This window comes from Deltaproteobacteria bacterium (assembly GCA_016208165.1).
Taxonomy (GTDB): domain Bacteria; phylum Desulfobacterota; class Desulfarculia; order JACQYL01; family JACQYL01; genus JACQYL01.
The window spans coordinates 1-15,297 of sequence record JACQYL010000082.1 but is presented as its reverse complement, the minus strand read 5'-3'; the positions used below and the strand labels follow the sequence as shown (position 1 = coordinate 15,297).

Annotated in this window: 11 protein-coding genes; 7 read left to right on the top strand and 4 right to left on the bottom strand. The window is 58.6% G+C overall.

The features are described 5' to 3' along the window. Positions 1-142: 142 nt before the first annotated feature. Positions 143-2,497, bottom strand: coding sequence for a TonB family protein (locus tag HY788_16225; protein ID MBI4775690.1), 2,355 nt, complete (start codon positions 2,495-2,497; stop codon positions 143-145). A 269-nt stretch (positions 2,498-2,766) separates the two neighbouring features. Then, the gene (locus tag HY788_16220; GenBank protein ID MBI4775689.1) at positions 2,767-4,002 is read right to left on the bottom strand and encodes a thiolase family protein; all 1,236 of its coding nucleotides are present in this window, start codon (positions 4,000-4,002) and stop codon (positions 2,767-2,769) included. A 484-nt stretch (positions 4,003-4,486) separates the two neighbouring features. Here HY788_16220 and HY788_16215 point away from each other — a divergent pair, with 484 nt between their 5' ends. Genes HY788_16215 through HY788_16185 form a run of 7 tightly spaced genes read left to right on the top strand, consistent with a single transcriptional unit; the run spans position 4,487 to position 12,524 of the window. Continuing rightward, the gene (locus tag HY788_16215; protein ID MBI4775688.1) at positions 4,487-5,188 is read left to right on the top strand and encodes a PTS sugar transporter subunit IIA; all 702 of its coding nucleotides are present in this window, start codon (positions 4,487-4,489) and stop codon (positions 5,186-5,188) included. Continuing rightward, positions 5,185-7,173: a hydrogenase gene (locus HY788_16210; GenBank protein MBI4775687.1), complete on the top strand. Its 1,989-nt coding sequence runs from the start codon at positions 5,185-5,187 to the stop codon at positions 7,171-7,173. Before HY788_16215 ends, HY788_16210 begins: the two co-directional genes overlap by 4 nt. Before the next feature lie 12 nt (positions 7,174-7,185). Continuing rightward, positions 7,186-8,094, top strand: coding sequence for an NADH-quinone oxidoreductase subunit H (locus tag HY788_16205; GenBank protein MBI4775686.1), 909 nt, complete (start codon positions 7,186-7,188; stop codon positions 8,092-8,094). A 2-nt stretch (positions 8,095-8,096) separates the two neighbouring features. Next, a complete protein-coding gene (locus HY788_16200) occupies positions 8,097-8,741 on the top strand; it encodes a hydrogenase (GenBank protein MBI4775685.1) in 645 nt (214 codons plus the stop codon). 4 nt (positions 8,742-8,745) lie between these two features. Next, entirely contained in the window at positions 8,746-10,221 is a 1,476-nt protein-coding gene (locus HY788_16195) for an NADH dehydrogenase FAD-containing subunit (protein MBI4775684.1), read from the top strand. A 23-nt stretch (positions 10,222-10,244) separates the two neighbouring features. After that, positions 10,245-11,735 carry an NADH-quinone oxidoreductase subunit C gene (locus HY788_16190; protein ID MBI4775683.1) on the top strand — a complete coding sequence of 497 codons (1,491 nt, stop codon included), beginning with the start codon at positions 10,245-10,247 and terminating at the stop codon, positions 11,733-11,735. A 24-nt stretch (positions 11,736-11,759) separates the two neighbouring features. Beyond that, positions 11,760-12,524: a 4Fe-4S dicluster domain-containing protein gene (locus HY788_16185; GenBank protein MBI4775682.1), complete on the top strand. Its 765-nt coding sequence runs from the start codon at positions 11,760-11,762 to the stop codon at positions 12,522-12,524. A 295-nt stretch (positions 12,525-12,819) separates the two neighbouring features. Here HY788_16185 and HY788_16180 read toward each other — a convergent pair whose 3' ends face one another. Continuing rightward, positions 12,820-13,035, bottom strand: coding sequence for a DUF4405 domain-containing protein (locus HY788_16180; GenBank protein MBI4775681.1), 216 nt, complete (start codon positions 13,033-13,035; stop codon positions 12,820-12,822). 256 nt (positions 13,036-13,291) lie between these two features. After that, positions 13,292-14,737, bottom strand: coding sequence for a CoA-binding protein (locus HY788_16175; GenBank protein ID MBI4775680.1), 1,446 nt, complete (start codon positions 14,735-14,737; stop codon positions 13,292-13,294). Positions 14,738-15,297 lie beyond the last annotated feature (560 nt).

Genomic DNA, 15,297 nt, shown 5'->3' with positions numbered 1-15,297 from the left:
AAAGTCGAGCGTCCGCTCGAGGGCGGCGTTCGCCAAAAAGCTCTTAAGCAGGAAGTATCGGGGGAAGCCGCCAAAGGCGGGTATCAAACGGCCTCCCCCCGTCAATAATGACCGGATGTTCGGCGAAAATCGAGGTCCGCTGTTAACGGAGCGTTTCGAAGGTCACCGGATAGACCACGGATACGTTCTTTCCATCCTTGGGTTTGGGAAACAGCAGCCGGGAAACGAGATCCTTGATACACTTGTCGAAATCCGCATCCTCGAGACCCGAAGCAATCCACGCCTTTTCGATGCGGCCGTCGGGACCTATGATGAAGGCGACCTTCACCGTTCCTCTGAGGCCGGAACGCCTTTTTGACCCTTCCAGGTAACATCGCTCCATGTCCGTGAACCGGTCTTGCACTACCCGTCGCACCGCTTCCACGGTCAGATCCCCCTTCACCTCGATCCCGGTCGGCGCCTCCTGAACGCGCACAGCGGGCGCAGATTCCTCGGCTTTCGCGTTCTGATAGGAGGGATACCCGGTCGGAGACGCCGTTGGGGCCGCGGGAGAAGGACTCGTCATCCTCATCTGGGCCGCTCCGAAAGCCCCGCTACCGATTGCGTAATCGGAGACTCCCTGAGGCAAGGGAAGCGGCTGTTTTACCGTGGTCACCTGGCCGTCTTCCCGGCGAGCCAGGGTGTCGATGGCAACAAAGGAGGTGTAGGCCGTGAGCAGGTTGTACTCGAGGCCCAATCGGGTGATTTCCTTTGCACGCTCGTCATCGGGCGCCACAATGTTGTAGTCTCCGAGCACGGCGATCCGGTGTCTGGCCCACAAGTAACGCAGGGGAGCATTGATGTCCAAAGGCTCGATCTCGGCGACGTCAAACGCGGCCTCGAAGGGTCCGCCGGCCGCCATTCCTCTCAGGCGGATAACGCCCGAAGGTTCTCCCTTCCATTTTCCGAAAACGATGACTGGTCGCTTGGCCAGAACGTCCGGAATGGCGGGAGGTTCCACGTCCCCTACTTCAAATCCGTCGTAATCTATGGAAATGTCGGTAAGGACCGGAGCCTGGATGTACTGGACGAACTGTTTCGCCTTGGCTTCCGCCTCCCCGGGCTTGGTCACTATGAACGATTCGCCCATCCCCGCCCGGGACATGCCCTCGATGAGGAAGCGGTTGACGCTCGTCCCGATCCCGAAGGAAAAAAAGTTGGCGCCTCCCAGCTCGTTCCGGATCAGATCGAAGGCCTCTTTCTCCACGTGTACATACCCGTCCGTTGCGATGATAACACTTCGGGAGCACTTATCTTCTCTCGGAAGGGCCAGGGCCCGCCGAAGGGCCGAAAGCAGTTCGGTCCCGCCTCCACCCCGTTGCGTATCGATGAGATGCATGGCTCGTTGAATGTTCTCGGCTGTGGCCGGAACGGACTTTTCGGCCATCAGGCTGGATTCGCCCGCAAACAACAGCACGTTGAAATGATCCACGGTCCGGAGGCGTCCGATGAGATCCATCAGCAGGGCCTTGGAGGTATCCAGAGGAAACCCGCGCATGGAGCCCGAAACGTCCACGACGAAAATATACTCCCGGGCCGGGATCTCTTGTTCGGTGACTCGGTTGGGAGGCTGCGCCATGAGCAGGAAGAAGTTTTCCTTTTCCCCCCGATACAACAGCAGCCCGGATTCGATCTGGTCACCGGCGAGACGGTATTTGAGAATATAATCGCGATTTCCGCCATGCCCTTCGTTTTCCATGAGTCGAACCGTGGCCCGGCTCGGACCATGAAACTTGGTGAGGATCTCATGGGAGTTGCAACCGATGTCTCGGATTGGTATGCCCGCAGCCACATCCACCTGAATATCGAACGTATACGTAGGGGGTTCACCCTCTCGAAGATAGGGATTTTCCACCCATTTCTCGGACGGAGGGGCCGCCGAAGCCGGGAGATTGGAATAGCGGGGACCCACCACCGTGGGGTAGACGAACTCGTACAGGCCGTCGGTGGGCGCCAGGAGTTCCGTGTAACTCAGTTCTACCTTGATCACGTCCTCCGGAAGGATGTTGGCCACATTCATCTGGAATACGTTGGGACGCTGCTGCTCGAGCAGGGAAGCGCTCTTCCCCTCACTTTTCGCTTTTTCGTAGGCTTGCCTCGCGTCCTCCCGTTCCTGGATCCGGGCCACGATCGTACGTTCGCCGATGGTCATCTGCATGCCGTAAACGGCCGCTCTTGTAGAGGCCGGAAAGGTATAGATCGCCTCGAGGGGGCGCTTCCCTTCGTTCTTGTAGACCTGGGTAACCCGAACGTCCGCAATGACGCCCGCAACCTCGACTTTGACGGACGTTGATTTCAGTGGAAGCTGATCCAGGGTGGGATCCTCGCTTTTAACGAAAAAATAGGGTGAAAGCGTCTTGTCGGCATCCTCGTACGGTTCGGCCGCACTCGCGGCGCACCATGATAGAATCAGCAACGGAAGAAGGACCACCTGCATGCCTTTCAAAGCCTGTTTCATTCTGCGCCCCTTTGCTGTCAGGGAAAAGGAAAGTAATCATGCACGGGGGGAAACTTTCGAGAAAGTTTTCCCCCGCGCCCTCTTTCAAAGCTCTTTACGCAGGCCTCACCGCCTATAATTAGGCGGAGAGGCTGGAGGAAAGACGAATTTCGGGTCCGTAATACCCCGAGACCGAAGGAGCTTGCTAACCATTCAAGACTGCTCAAGGTATTTGAAGGGAGTTTGAGGGAAACTTTCTAAAGTTTCCCTCAATTCCTAAAGAATAATCTCTACTCCACCTCGATCACGGCAGCGGCGCCTTGGGCCAGGCCTCCGCAGATCGCGCAGACGCCCAGTCCGCCTCCGCGTCGTTTCAGCTCATTAGCCAAGGTCATGAGGATGCGCGCACCGCTGGCGCCCACGGGATGACCGCACGCGATGCATCCGCCGTTTATGTTGATCTTTTCCCTGATCTCTTCGAGCTTTTTCGGATCGCCGTTGTAGTAGGTCTGAGCCAGCACTTTGCTGGAAACCAGCGGCATGGCGGCGAACGCCTCGTTGATCTCGATGAGGTCGATGTCGTCCAGGGTCAGGCCGGTCAGCTTCAGGGCCTTTTCGATAGTCGGCGCCGGAACCACGGCGATATAATTGGGCTTCATGGTCAACATGGCCGCGGAGCGGATGGTGGCCATAACAGGCAGGCCCATGGATTCCGCTTTCTTGCGGGTCATGAGAAGAAGCGCCGTTGCGCCGGCGTCCAGGCCCGGAGCGTTACCCGGTGTGATCGTTGGGCTGCCGTACACGGTACGAAGCTTGGCCAGTTTTTCCAAGGTGGTGTCCGGCCTGGGGCATTCATCCTTGTCGAAGATCAGGGCCGGACCCTTCGCCTGCGGGATCTCGATGGACATGAGTTCGGCTTTGATTTTGCCGGCGGCTGCCGCCGCGGCGTACCGCATCTGGCTTCGAAGGGCCCATTGGTCCTGTTCTTCCCGGGAAACGCCGTATTCGAGGGCCACTTGGCCCGCGTCCACGGACACGGGGTTGAAATCCTTATACCCCAGTTCGAACAAGGTATCATGCGCCACAACGTGCCCGATGCGAGTGCCTGAGCGGACTCCCGCTGAAATGATGAGCGGCGAGCGGCCCATATTGTCTGCGCCCGCTGCGATGACCACTTCCGCTTCCCCTGTCTTCAGGGCTCTGGCCCCCATGTGGGCCGCCACCAGCGAAGAACAGCAGGCTTTGTTGATGGCCATTGACACGGTTTCCGGTGGAAGGCCCGCTTTCAGCAACGCCCGCCGATCCGGCACGTCTCCCTTTCCGTCCTGTACCGGTTCCGAAATGATGGATAATCCGTAGAACAGTTCGTCCACCTCGCTGCCGGGAACGTTTACACGGTTAAGCACCTCACGGATGGCATGCCCGCCCAGTTCGACGCTTTCCACGTCGCGCAGCACGCCCCCGAATTTCCCGTAGGGGGTTCGAACTCCACTGACCAGCACCACATCCGTTGCCGATTTGTTCATCTTCTTCTGACCCATAGTTGCTCCTTATGCATAATTGAAACCCGTGAAACACGAGTTGGGGTTAAGCGGCTTAAGCGGACAAACGCCCGGAGCCCACTTCCCGGTAAGCTGGAACGCTAAAAGTTATTTAGTATACATGAACCTTTTCGCGTTGCCAAACCATCCGTGTCATCGACATCATGCATCGTCCGGTCGCTCGTCGCAGGAGGGCCACCGCACGTCGATTCGAACGCTGCGGGGTGCGTACGGCAGATTTGAAACCCTTTGCTCTTTTGTCCGCTGAGGGAGAGTTCGATAATCTCCGTCGCGCCGCAATCCTTCCCATGGATGCCCTTTCGATCAGGGATATTCCATACCGGCTTCGCCGCCGGTGAAATCGCATAAAGTCCAAATAGCGATTGACAGGCGCCATGCAAAGGAATAAATGTGTCCACCTTTGTCTAAGAGGTAGTGGTTTTGAGAACGGAAGGAGAGTTTGAGACGTATGAAGCTTCGAATCAAAGACGCGGCCGCCTTACTTCACGTGTCGGAGAAGACCATCTATCGTTGGGTCGCGCAGGCCAAGCTGCCGTTTCATCGAATCAGCAATCAATACCGCTTCAATCGAGCGGAATTACTGGAGTGGGCGACATCCAACCGAGTGCCGATCTCGCCCCGAATCCTGGAGGAGCCGGAGGGCGCCGTGGTCCCTTCGTTGGCCGAAGCCCTGCAAACCGGCGGTATTCATTACCGTGTGGAGGGCCGCGATAAAGCGGCGGTACTGAACAGTGTGGTGAACATCCTGGCGCTACCCCAGGAGGTGGATCGCGAATTTCTGTATCAGGTTCTGCTGGCTCGTGAATCACTGGGTTCCACGGCCATCGGCGGCGGAATCGCCATCCCTCATGTGAGAAATCCCATCGCCTTGCACGTACCCCGGCCGTTGGTGGCTCTGTGTTTCTTGGAGCACGCCATTGACTTCCAGGCCATCGACGGACGTCCGGTGCATACGCTTTTCACTATTGTCAGTCCGACCATCAAAGCTCACCTCAATCTGCTTTCCAAGCTTTCCTTTGGACTGCGCGCTTCGGAATTTGCCGATGCCGTTGCGCGAATCGACTCACGGGACACCATCCTGCAGGCCGCGAGCCTGTTGGATGCTCATCTAGCGGAGAAGATCAAGTTCGAGGTGAAACAACCGTCATGAGCATGGGATTAAGTCTACTCTCGCTGCTGGTGCTGACCGCAGGCGGTATCGCCTGTTCTTTTCTCCGGGGTTCATCGAGAGCTGCATCCCGCTTGGGCGCTGCCGTCAGTGTGACCGGGGCGGTTCTGTCTCTATGGCCGGCGGCCGAGGTGTTGTTCACCGGTCGAACGTTGACCCTGCGGCTAGCATGGCAGGCGCCCTTTGGAAGCTTCTATGTCGCCGTCGACCCCCTTACAGCCCTTTTTATCGTTCTGATTTCCGTTGTCAGCGCCCTGGCGGCGATCTACGGAGTGGGTTATCTCAAAGCCTACGAGGAACGCAGAGATATTGGGACGGCGTGGACATTTTTCAACCTGCTGATTGCAGGAATGTTGCTGGTGGTGATGGCGCGGAACGGCATCTTATTTATCATGGCCTGGGAAGGCATGTCCCTGTCGTCGTTCTTCCTGGTGATGTTCGAACACGAAAAAGCTTCAGTGCGCGAAGCGGGCTGGATTTATCTGACCGCCGCGCATCTGGGAGCAGCCTGCCTGCTGGCGTTGTTTGTGCTGCTTGGCGGAGCACATGCGAATCTTGACTTCGACCGGCTCGCCGCTCCTTCCGGCGCGCTCATGGCGGGTGTGCTGTTTGTGCTGGCGGTCTTGGGTTTTGGCGCCAAGGCTGGTTTCTTCCCACTGCATATCTGGCTGCCGGAAGCCCACCCGGCGGCGCCGTCGCATGTCTCGGCAGTGATGAGCGGAGTGATGATCAAGACCGGCATTTACGGTCTGGTTCGCATTCTGTCGCTGATGGGGCCGCCGCCGAGCTGGTGGGGCTGGACCCTGCTGATCATCGGCGCGATCTCGGGCGTTCTTGGCGTGCTGTACGCTCTGGCCCAGCATGACCTCAAGCGCCTGCTGGCTTACCACAGCGTCGAGAATATCGGCATCATCTGCCTGGGGCTCGGATTGTGGCTGCTGGGCAGCGCCTTCCGAAGTCCGGAGTTGGCCGCTTTGGGGATATTGGGCGGGTTGCTGCACGTCTGTAATCATGCCATCTTCAAAAGCCTGCTTTTTCTCGGGGCAGGCGCAGTGAAACAAGGTGCCCATACGCTCGAAATCGATCGTCTCGGCGGGTTGCAGAAACTCATGCCGAACACCGCTGTGTCCTTCCTGATCGGCGCGGTGGCCATCTGCGGGCTTCCTCCGTTAAATGGATTTGTCAGCGAGCTGCTCATCTACATGGGGGCCTTCAACGCCGTTACGTCGGCAGCCGTCGATCGTGGTCTCGTGGTCGCAGGCATGACTACACTGCTCGCCCTCAGCATGATCGGCGGCTTGGCGGCGGCTTGTTTCGCGAAGGTGTACGGTGTTGCCTTTTTGGGATCCCCGCGATCCGAGGGCGCTCTGCATGCCCAAGAGCGCCCCTATACCATGCGGCGCCCCATGGTGGTGCTGGCCGGGTTGTGCGTCCTTCTTGGTCTGGGGGCTCCACTGGGCGTGGGGCTGGTTTACCCGGCGGCCGCGCAGCTGCTGGGGGAATCAGCCGCAGCGGCCGCGTCCGTCTCCGTTCGACCTTGGCTAGTCTCCGTCAGTTTGGGGGGTGGCATCATTGTCACGATAACGATCGTTTTGGCGGGTTTCCGACGCCGACTGTTTAACGGCCGATCGATCTCCGAAGGGCCGACTTGGGACTGCGGCTACGCCGCCCCGACGGCCCGCATGCAATATACCGCATCCTCTTTTGCCTGGCCGATCATCAACATGTTCCGCTGGATAGTTCGACCCCGAATGGTGGAGCGCATGGATGTCGGTGATTTTCCGCAGCAGGCGTACCTGGCCTCGCACACCGCCGACCCTTTCCGACAGCATCTTTTCGCGCCGCTGTTCCGAGCCGTCGCAAGCCTGTCCCGCAGCCTGCGCTGGCTGCAGCAGGGCCGCAACCAGCTCTATGTGCTTTACATTGCGGTTACCGCTCTCGTTCTATTGGTGCTGAAGCTGAGGTGATCAATCATGACATTGACGGCATCCATTCTCTACTGGGTTTTGGCGGTAGTGCTGGCGCCGCTGCTGCTGGGCGTCATCAACCGGACCAAAGCTTTTTTCGGCGGACGCAAAGGCCAGCCGCTTCTGCAGGCCTACTATGATCTATTCAAATTGATGAGAAAAGGCGCGGTCTACAGCCGGACCGCCACCTGGATATTCCGAGCAGGGCCGCTGATCGGGCTGGCCGTTCTTCTGGCGGTCATGGCCACTGTCCCGGCAGGAGGACTCAGGGCGACATTTGCCTTTCAGGGGGACTTTGTTTTTCTGGCCTATTCCTTGGGTCTGATGCGTTTCTTCACGGTCCTGGCCGCTCTGGATACGGGATCGGCCTTCGAAGGAATGGGGGCCGCCCGGGAGATGCAGTTTGCGCTTCTGGCCGAGCCGGTTCTCTTTTCCGGGCTGGCGGTGTTGGCTGCCGGCACCGGCCAGTTCAACCTCTCCGGCATTTACGGCCGCCTCTGGTCTGAAGGCACGCTCCCCGCCAGTGCTTCGGTCCTGCTGGTGGCCATGGCGTTGTTGATGGTGCTGCTGGCCGAAAATGCCCGCATCCCGGTGGACGACCCCACGACCCATCTGGAGTTGACCATGATTCATGAACTCATGGTGCTGGACCACGGCGGAGTGGATCTGGCGTTCATTCAATACGGCGCCGCCCTGAAATTGTGGCTGTTCGCCGCACTGCTGGCGGGCCTGGCAATACCTCTACGCACGGGACGACCGATGTTGGATCTGGCCGTCCATATTGGTGGGGTTTTTATTGCGGCGGTGATCGTCGGAATTATCGAATCGACCATGGCCCGCCTCCGCCTCTTGCGTGTGCCGCAGATGCTGGTGGTGGCCCTGGCCCTTACACTGGCGGCATTCTTCTGGATACTGAGGTGAGCATGGCGATCTGGACCGATGTGTTTGTTTTGGGCTTGGTGTTGACCAATTTCCGGCTGCTGTCCTCGAGCCGACTGGCAGCCATGATTGAGACCATGGTGCTGCAGGCAATTGCCCTGACCGTGATTCCCCTGACCTTGGCCGACCACCCTTGGCCTCTTCGGCTTATGACGCTTTCGCTGGTAACCCTGACGGTCAAGGGGGTGCTGTTGCCCTGGCTCCTGCGCCGAAGCATGCGTGCAGCGGACGTACAACGGGAGATTGAACCCTTTATTGGCTATACCGTGTCCATTCTCACCGGCATCGCCTTGCTCGGTCTGGCGTTTCTGATTGCCCAGCCGTTGAAAGCAGCCACGGGGCCTGGTCTGGCATCATTGCTCCCCGGTGCCCTGTTCAGCATTCTGACCGGTCTGTTGATCATCGTCTCGCGCCGCAAAGCGCTGACCCAGGTGGTTGGGTACCTGGTCATGGAAAACGGGATCTATGCCTTCGGCGCGGCGCTCGCGGTCAAGGAACCTTTGCTGGTGGAAATGGGCGTACTGCTTGACGTGTTCGTGGCGGTCTTCGTTATGGGGATTACCATCTACCAGATCAACCGAGAATTCGACCATATCGATACCGACCGCTTGTCAGAACTGAAGGATTGAGATCATGCTGTTGAGTATTGTTGCGATTCCCGCGGTTCTCGGAGCCGCGGCTTTCTTCATTTCCTCCCGGCGTCTGCGCCGGGCCATGCTGCTGCTCGGCAGCGGCGGGCACGTCGCTGCGGTCGCCGTAAACGCCGTGCGCCCAGCGGCCGTCGAACCCGGAGCGTGGGTCGGCCTCGACGCCACGGGCCTGCTGTTCTTGGCGGTCACCAGCATCCTATTCGCCGCTGTTGCCGTTTATACCGCCGGCTATCTCGGACGCGAATCGGGTCGTATTGTCAATGACGCGGAAGAAGGTTTCGCTTTTTACAATTGGCCGGAAGCGAAATTCATCGGCTGCCTGCTGCTATTTCTCGCCACCATGAGCCTGGTCTGCATCAGTCGGGATCTGGGCTTGCTGTGGGTGGCGGTCGAAGCGACCACGTTGGTCAGTGCGCCGCTCATCGGCTTTCACCGGCATCACCGCAGTCTGGAAGCGACCTGGAAGTACCTGATGATCTGCTCGGTGGGAATAGCCATGGCCCTTTTGGGCAATTTCTTCCTGGCATACGCCGGCCATGGTCAGGTGCATCTCAACCTGGACGATCTTTTGTCCAAAGCCGCCGGCCTGGACCCCTTGTGGCTTAAAGCCGCATTCCTCATGTTGCTCGTCGGCTACGGCACAAAGATGGGGCTTGCCCCCATGCATACCTGGTTGCCCGATGCCCATAGCGAGGCCCCGTCCATGGTCTCGACGCTGCTCTCGGGGACCTTGCTCAACTGCGCCTTTCTGGGCATCTTGCGAGGAAACAGCGTGCTGAATGCCGCTGGATTGGGGACGTTCAGCGGCGAGCTGCTGGTCTTTTTCGGGCTGCTTTCCATGTCGATCGCCGCCGTGTTTATTGTCGGGCAGGTCGACTACAAGCGGATGTTGGCTTACTCGAGTATCGAGCACATGGGAATCCTCTCCCTCGGCGTGGGCCTTGGAGGTCTGTCCGGCGTCGGCGCCATGCTCCACGCGGCCTGCCATTCGTTGACGAAAGGGATGCTGTTCCTGTGCGCCGGACAGCTGCTGCACGTCTATGGCGCCAAAACCGCGGCCGACGTTCGCCATGCACTGCATTCCCTCCCTATAACCGCTTTCCTGTGGATGGCCGGGTTTCTCGCAATCACGGGTTCGCCGCCGTTCGGTCTGTTCATCAGCGAACTGACCATTCTCAAAGGGGCATTGGAAAGCGGGCGCTGGGCCGTTGCGGCCGGATACCTGGCGGCCCTGGGAATCATTTTCATTGCCATGGCGCGGGTCGTTTTGCCGATGGTCTTCGGTTCGACCCGGGAGCCGGCGGCAACGACCGGCGACGCATCTTATGCCCGCGAACCTCGCTGGTTCGTTATCCCGGCGGCGAGTCTGGGCATCGGAGTCGTTTTCTTGGGTCTGTACATGCCCCCGGCCATCTGGGACTTTCTGTCTCGGGCCGCCCAATTGGCAGGAGGGCGCTGATGTCGATCATCAACGATTTCTGCATGATCGGAAACAACGAAACCATAAGTCTGGAGGCCATCCCCGCGGTCCCCTTCGAACGGTTCCGTCAGGCGGTTATCGCGGCTGTTGCATACGGCGCGCGTCTTTCGGCCATGCCGGTCCGGCCCTCCGCCGACAACGGCGAATTGACAATAATCGCCGTATTGAGCTTTCCGGAAAATTCCGAGATTGGGCTCCTGACCGGCGCCCTCTTCGATCGATGGCCCTCGCTGACGCCTGATTGCGCGGCGGCGCATTGGTTCGAACGGGAAATCGCCGAGCAATGGGGAATAACTCCTGAAGGCCATCCCTGGCTCAAGCCAATCCGTTTCGAACCTCCGCGCGGTCATGCGGCCGGTTGTCCGGAAACCGCTCCCGTGGGAGTGACAGACTTCTTTTCGATGGAAGGCGAGGAAAGCCACGAAGTGGCGGTCGGTCCGGTGCACGCCGGTGTCATCGAGCCCGGCCATTTCCGTTTCCTGTGCCACGGCGAAACCGTGTATCACCTTGAGATTTCTCTGGGCTACCAGCATCGGGGCATCGAGCGGGCCATGATCGGAGGTCCGGGCCCCCGCACGGTTCATTACATGGAGACCCTCGCCGGGGACACCACCATCGGACATGTCATGGCCTATAGTCACGCCGTGGAAGCGCTGGCGGGCATTCAGGTTCCGCCCCGAGCCGAGGTAATCCGGGTGATTGCCGCCGAGTTGGAGCGAATGGCCAACCACATCGGTGACTTGGGCGCGATGGCCGGTGATGTGGGGTTCTTGCCGACCATGAATTATTGCGGTCGAATTCGCGGCGATGTGCTGAATATGACAGCCGCCTTGTGCGGAAACCGCTTTGGCCGCGGACTGATCCGGCCGGCTGGTGTGGAATGGGATCTGGATTCCGAGCTGATCGATGATCTGTCGGCACGCCTGGAAGCCGTTCAAAAGGATGTGATTGCAGCGGTGACGCTCATGCTCGATACTCCTTCGGTGATGGCGCGTTTCGAGTCGACCGGTGTTGTATCCGTCGATACCGCCCGGCGAATCGGGCTGGTAGGAGTAGCCGCCCGGGCGTGTGGACTGGCTCGGGACGTACGCTTCGAATTTCCGTACGGATTATACCGGCTGGCGCATCTGCCGGTGAATACCTGGCACAGCGGTGATTGCTTCGGCCGCGCCCAGGTTCGCTGGTTGGAGGTTCAAGCATCGATCGACTTCATCCGCCAACGCTTGCAGGAGCTTCCGAAGGGGCCCCTTAGCCGGGACTTACCGGCATTGAAATCCGATGCCCTAGCGGTCAGTCTGGTGGAAGGATGGCGAGGTGAGATCTGCCACGTGGCCGGTACGGACAAGGAAGGCCGTTTTGCTTTTTACAAAGTGGTCGACCCGTCGTTTCACAATTGGTTTGGTCTGGCCCTGGCCTTGCGCCGGCAGCAGATTTCCGATTTTCCATTGTGTAACAAAAGCTTCAACCTGTCTTATTGTGGTCACGATCTATAGCCGTCACTGTACCGAGAAGATCTCATGCTGAGAACACTCAAAACACGATTTCAACAGAAATATCGCACCATGACCTATCCGGGCGGCCCGGCTCCGGAGCTGCCTGCCCGGTTCGCGGGAAGACCCGTGCTTCGAGACGATGCCTGCAACGCCGATTGCGGCGCATGCATGACCGTGTGTCCTACGAACGCCATAGCCCTTGCGCGCGAAAGAAGCTCCGTGACACTGGATACCGGCCGGTGCCTTTTCTGCCGGGCCTGTGAAAAGGCCTGCCCCCAGGGCTTGATCCGGTTCACCCGGGATTACTCTTCGGCATCCCCCACACGAGAGGGATTGGTCATCGGAGGCGGGGTCGATCATACGATACAAGCTCGCAACGAACCGGCCGCCAAATTCTTTGTCCGCTCCCTCAAACTTCGGCAAGTCTCAGCCGGCGGCTGCAACGCCTGCGAGGCCGATTGCAACGTGCTCGGTACGCCGGCCTGGGATATGGGCCGTTTTGGGATTCAATTCGTCGCCTCGCCACGGCACGCCGACGGACTGCTGATCACCGGTCCGGTGACCGTCAACATGCGTCTTGCTCTGGAAAAAACGTACGCGGCCGTCCCTGATCCCAAGATCGTCATTGCTGTGGGAGCCTGCGCCGTGTCCGGTGGGCCCTTCATTGGTCATGCCGAACAGCACAACGGTGCTGTGTCCGTCGTCCCGGTGGACCTCTTTATTCCCGGCTGCCCGCCGCATCCACTGTCCATTCTTGATGGGATCTTGAAATTGTTGGAGAGGATTTGATCGATGAAATTCTTTGCATCAAAACGAACTTCAACGGCGGGTCGGCAACTGTTCGTAGTGATTTAAGGTTACTGGATATACACTGCGATAGTCGCCGTTTCTGAACTCAGTGCGGGCATGGGAGACATAGAATCATAGTTTTCAATCGGACGGTGAAATCGCCGGAAGCCGACCAAACCAGGAGTGAACAGAGCAGTCTGGAGGAGAAAGATCCGGTGGAGTTGCGAATCTGTTCCTCGTTCTGCAATGAATCCTATAAGCTTATGCCTCCATGCCCAGCGGTTCAGGGCTTCACCTACTTTGCCTTCTTCAGAAAATTCATACGGACCCAGCCCCAGTTCAACCAAAGGTGGATCGCCGCAAACGCCAGCAACGTGATTCCTCCAATGACGTGCATGCCCTCGAAGAACTCCCAATCCGTGCCGGCAAGGAGGAATCCGGAAAGGGGTTGGAGCAACAAAACAACGGCCATAATCGCATTGACTTTTCTCAAGATGCTCTGTTTGTCCATGACGCCTCTCCCCCAATGGTTTTTGAAGTCGCTGCTGCGGATTTACGCCCTTCCGATAAGCCTGCCGGGTGGATAATACATCCCTAATGTCCGAAATCGCGCGCCCCTTGCCGGATCGTGGGTCGGCCACGTTGGGGGCTGAACATGCGAAAAGGAATAAACCCTTGCCAACAAGCACACCGGCTCCGAAGTTGCGGGCCCTTGAGATTCCCTTCTTCTCTAAACTCTCCGCCGGCGTGTTCTTCGTCAAGAATAATCAGGCGTTCCCACCGGCGCCGTTGCGGCGCACCAGATACCCATGGAGCCGCCACATGGCCGCGGCCATGCGCTCGAGACTGGAATAGCAGGGGATCCCTTTGGCGCGGGCTTCGTGCTTGACCCGGTTCAGAATGGCGGTCATGTCCGCGTTCTCGGACACATGAAAGGCCACACTCACAAAAGGTTTTTCCACCCGCGCGCGAATGGTGTCGAGGCGCAGCACATAGTCCTGTATGAGCTCTCCGGCGGTAACGAGGCCGGAAGCCACGGTTTGATGGTACAGGAAGTCGAATACGCCCACGTTGACCAGGAAATCGATATCCGGTTGAGCGTCCAATGTGGTGAAAACCCCGTACTGCGCTTCCGGATCGAACATGGAGAAGTTGGGGTCCACGGGGTTTCGGGCGATCGTTCCCACTGCGTCGGTGAGCGACAAGATCTTCTTTTGCGTATCCGTGCTCAGGGGGGGCAATGTGAGTCCCAGAGTGGAAAGTGTGTCTCCGGTCCAGACCGAGTTTCCTCCACCTCCGGCCACCACGCCTGCCCTGAGGCCGGAAAGGCGCTCGATGCACTTGTAGGCCCAGACGAAATCCGCCATCTCCGTGTAATCGTCCACGAGCACGGCATTGGCCTGAGCCGCCATATCCTCCCATATCGAGTAGGTCCCCGCCATGGAACCCGTGTGGCTGGCGGCGGCGCGGGCTCCCGCTTCACCCCGGCCCGCCTTCATGATCATGACCGGTTTTTTCGGGGAGATCCTGCGCACCAGCTCGAGAAACCGACGGCCCTGGTCGTTTCGCATGCCTTCCACGTACACTCCGATGATGCGGGAGTCCGGGTCCCCCTCGAGGTACTCGAGGAAGTCGTTGACTCCCAAGTCCATGGCGTTGCCCACACTGACGGCCTTCGAGAAGTAAAGCCCCTGGGACGTAGCCGTGGCCACGAATAGGGAATTATGTCCTCCGGACTGGGAAACGAAGCCGATATCTCCTGGAACGATAGGCTGATTCGGCAGGTACGCCATGTGCGATGCCGGACAATAAATACCCACGCAATTCGGCCCGATCAGCCGGATACGGCCTGAAATCAGATCTTTCAGTTCCCTGTTCAGCTTTTCTCCCTCGGGGGTGGTGGTTTCCCCGAACCCCGCGGTGAATATGTGGGCCACGGGAACCTGTTTGGCGATGCAGTCCTCGATCACCTGGATAATGCCGGCTCGGGGCACGGCGATGATCACATAATCCACCGCGTCGGGAATATCCCGTACCGAGCGGTAAGCCGTATAGCCGAGGACCTCCGTGGCATTACGATTTACCGGGTAGAGCCGGCCTGGAAACTTGGCTGTTACCAGAGAAGAAAAGAACATATTGATGTTCAGCCCCGTTTTCGTGGAAGCTCCTACCACAGCAATGGAGCGGGGCTTGAAAAGCTTTTCCCAATTCATACGGTTCCTCTTTTCAGGTTGCTGACTGAATTCGAACTCATGTTTCGGCTCTTCCACAGCATTTCGGAAGTGTTCCGAGCGTTCCCACCATTCCGGCCGGGGATGCCGCCAGGAGCATCGGAAATCATAGGAAGCGCCCGTGCGAAACCTCCGCTGCCATGCCGGCCAAGTCGGCCTGTTGATGCGATTTGGAATTCTCGCAAGGTGGGTCACGACGCAAAGTTTGTACACCATGGGCGTGTAGGTACACAAGTAAACAATCGCTCATTACGTCGAAACCTGGAAAGCCCGGTATAGAGGAACGTACGTATGGTTATGATGCGAGATCGGGGAAACATCAAAAATACGTTCGCATCCCTGGTATCTCTCCGTGAATAGGATCTGCTCTTGCCTTGGATGGGGGCCGGGTCGTGAATTTCTTGCCCAACCTCGTGCCGGGGGGGTGCGGTCTAAAAAAGAAATGATCGGAGGAGGCCCCGTTCGGGCGCTTCACGGCCCCGATTGGCGGTTGCCGTCGGCCCGGAGAAACTCCTGAGGGAGCCTTCCCCTTGAATCATCAA

Bases quoted from the DNA above. Each gene is read 5' to 3' on its own strand.
- HY788_16225 (MBI4775690.1), bottom strand. From the start codon at position 2,497: ATGAAACAGGCTTTGAAAGGCATGCAGGTGGTCCTTCTTCCGTTGCTG.
- HY788_16220 (MBI4775689.1), bottom strand. From the start codon at position 4,002: ATGAACAAATCGGCAACGGATGTGGTGCTGGTCAGTGGAGTTCGAACC.
- HY788_16215 (MBI4775688.1), top strand. From the start codon at position 4,487: ATGAAGCTTCGAATCAAAGACGCGGCCGCCTTACTTCACGTGTCGGAG.
- HY788_16210 (MBI4775687.1), top strand. From the start codon at position 5,185: ATGAGCATGGGATTAAGTCTACTCTCGCTGCTGGTGCTGACCGCAGGC.
- HY788_16200 (MBI4775685.1), top strand. From the start codon at position 8,097: ATGGCGATCTGGACCGATGTGTTTGTTTTGGGCTTGGTGTTGACCAAT.
- HY788_16195 (MBI4775684.1), top strand. From the start codon at position 8,746: ATGCTGTTGAGTATTGTTGCGATTCCCGCGGTTCTCGGAGCCGCGGCT.
- HY788_16190 (MBI4775683.1), top strand. From the start codon at position 10,245: ATGATCGGAAACAACGAAACCATAAGTCTGGAGGCCATCCCCGCGGTC.
- HY788_16185 (MBI4775682.1), top strand. From the start codon at position 11,760: ATGCTGAGAACACTCAAAACACGATTTCAACAGAAATATCGCACCATG.
- HY788_16180 (MBI4775681.1), bottom strand. From the start codon at position 13,035: ATGGACAAACAGAGCATCTTGAGAAAAGTCAATGCGATTATGGCCGTT.
- HY788_16175 (MBI4775680.1), bottom strand. From the start codon at position 14,737: ATGAATTGGGAAAAGCTTTTCAAGCCCCGCTCCATTGCTGTGGTAGGA.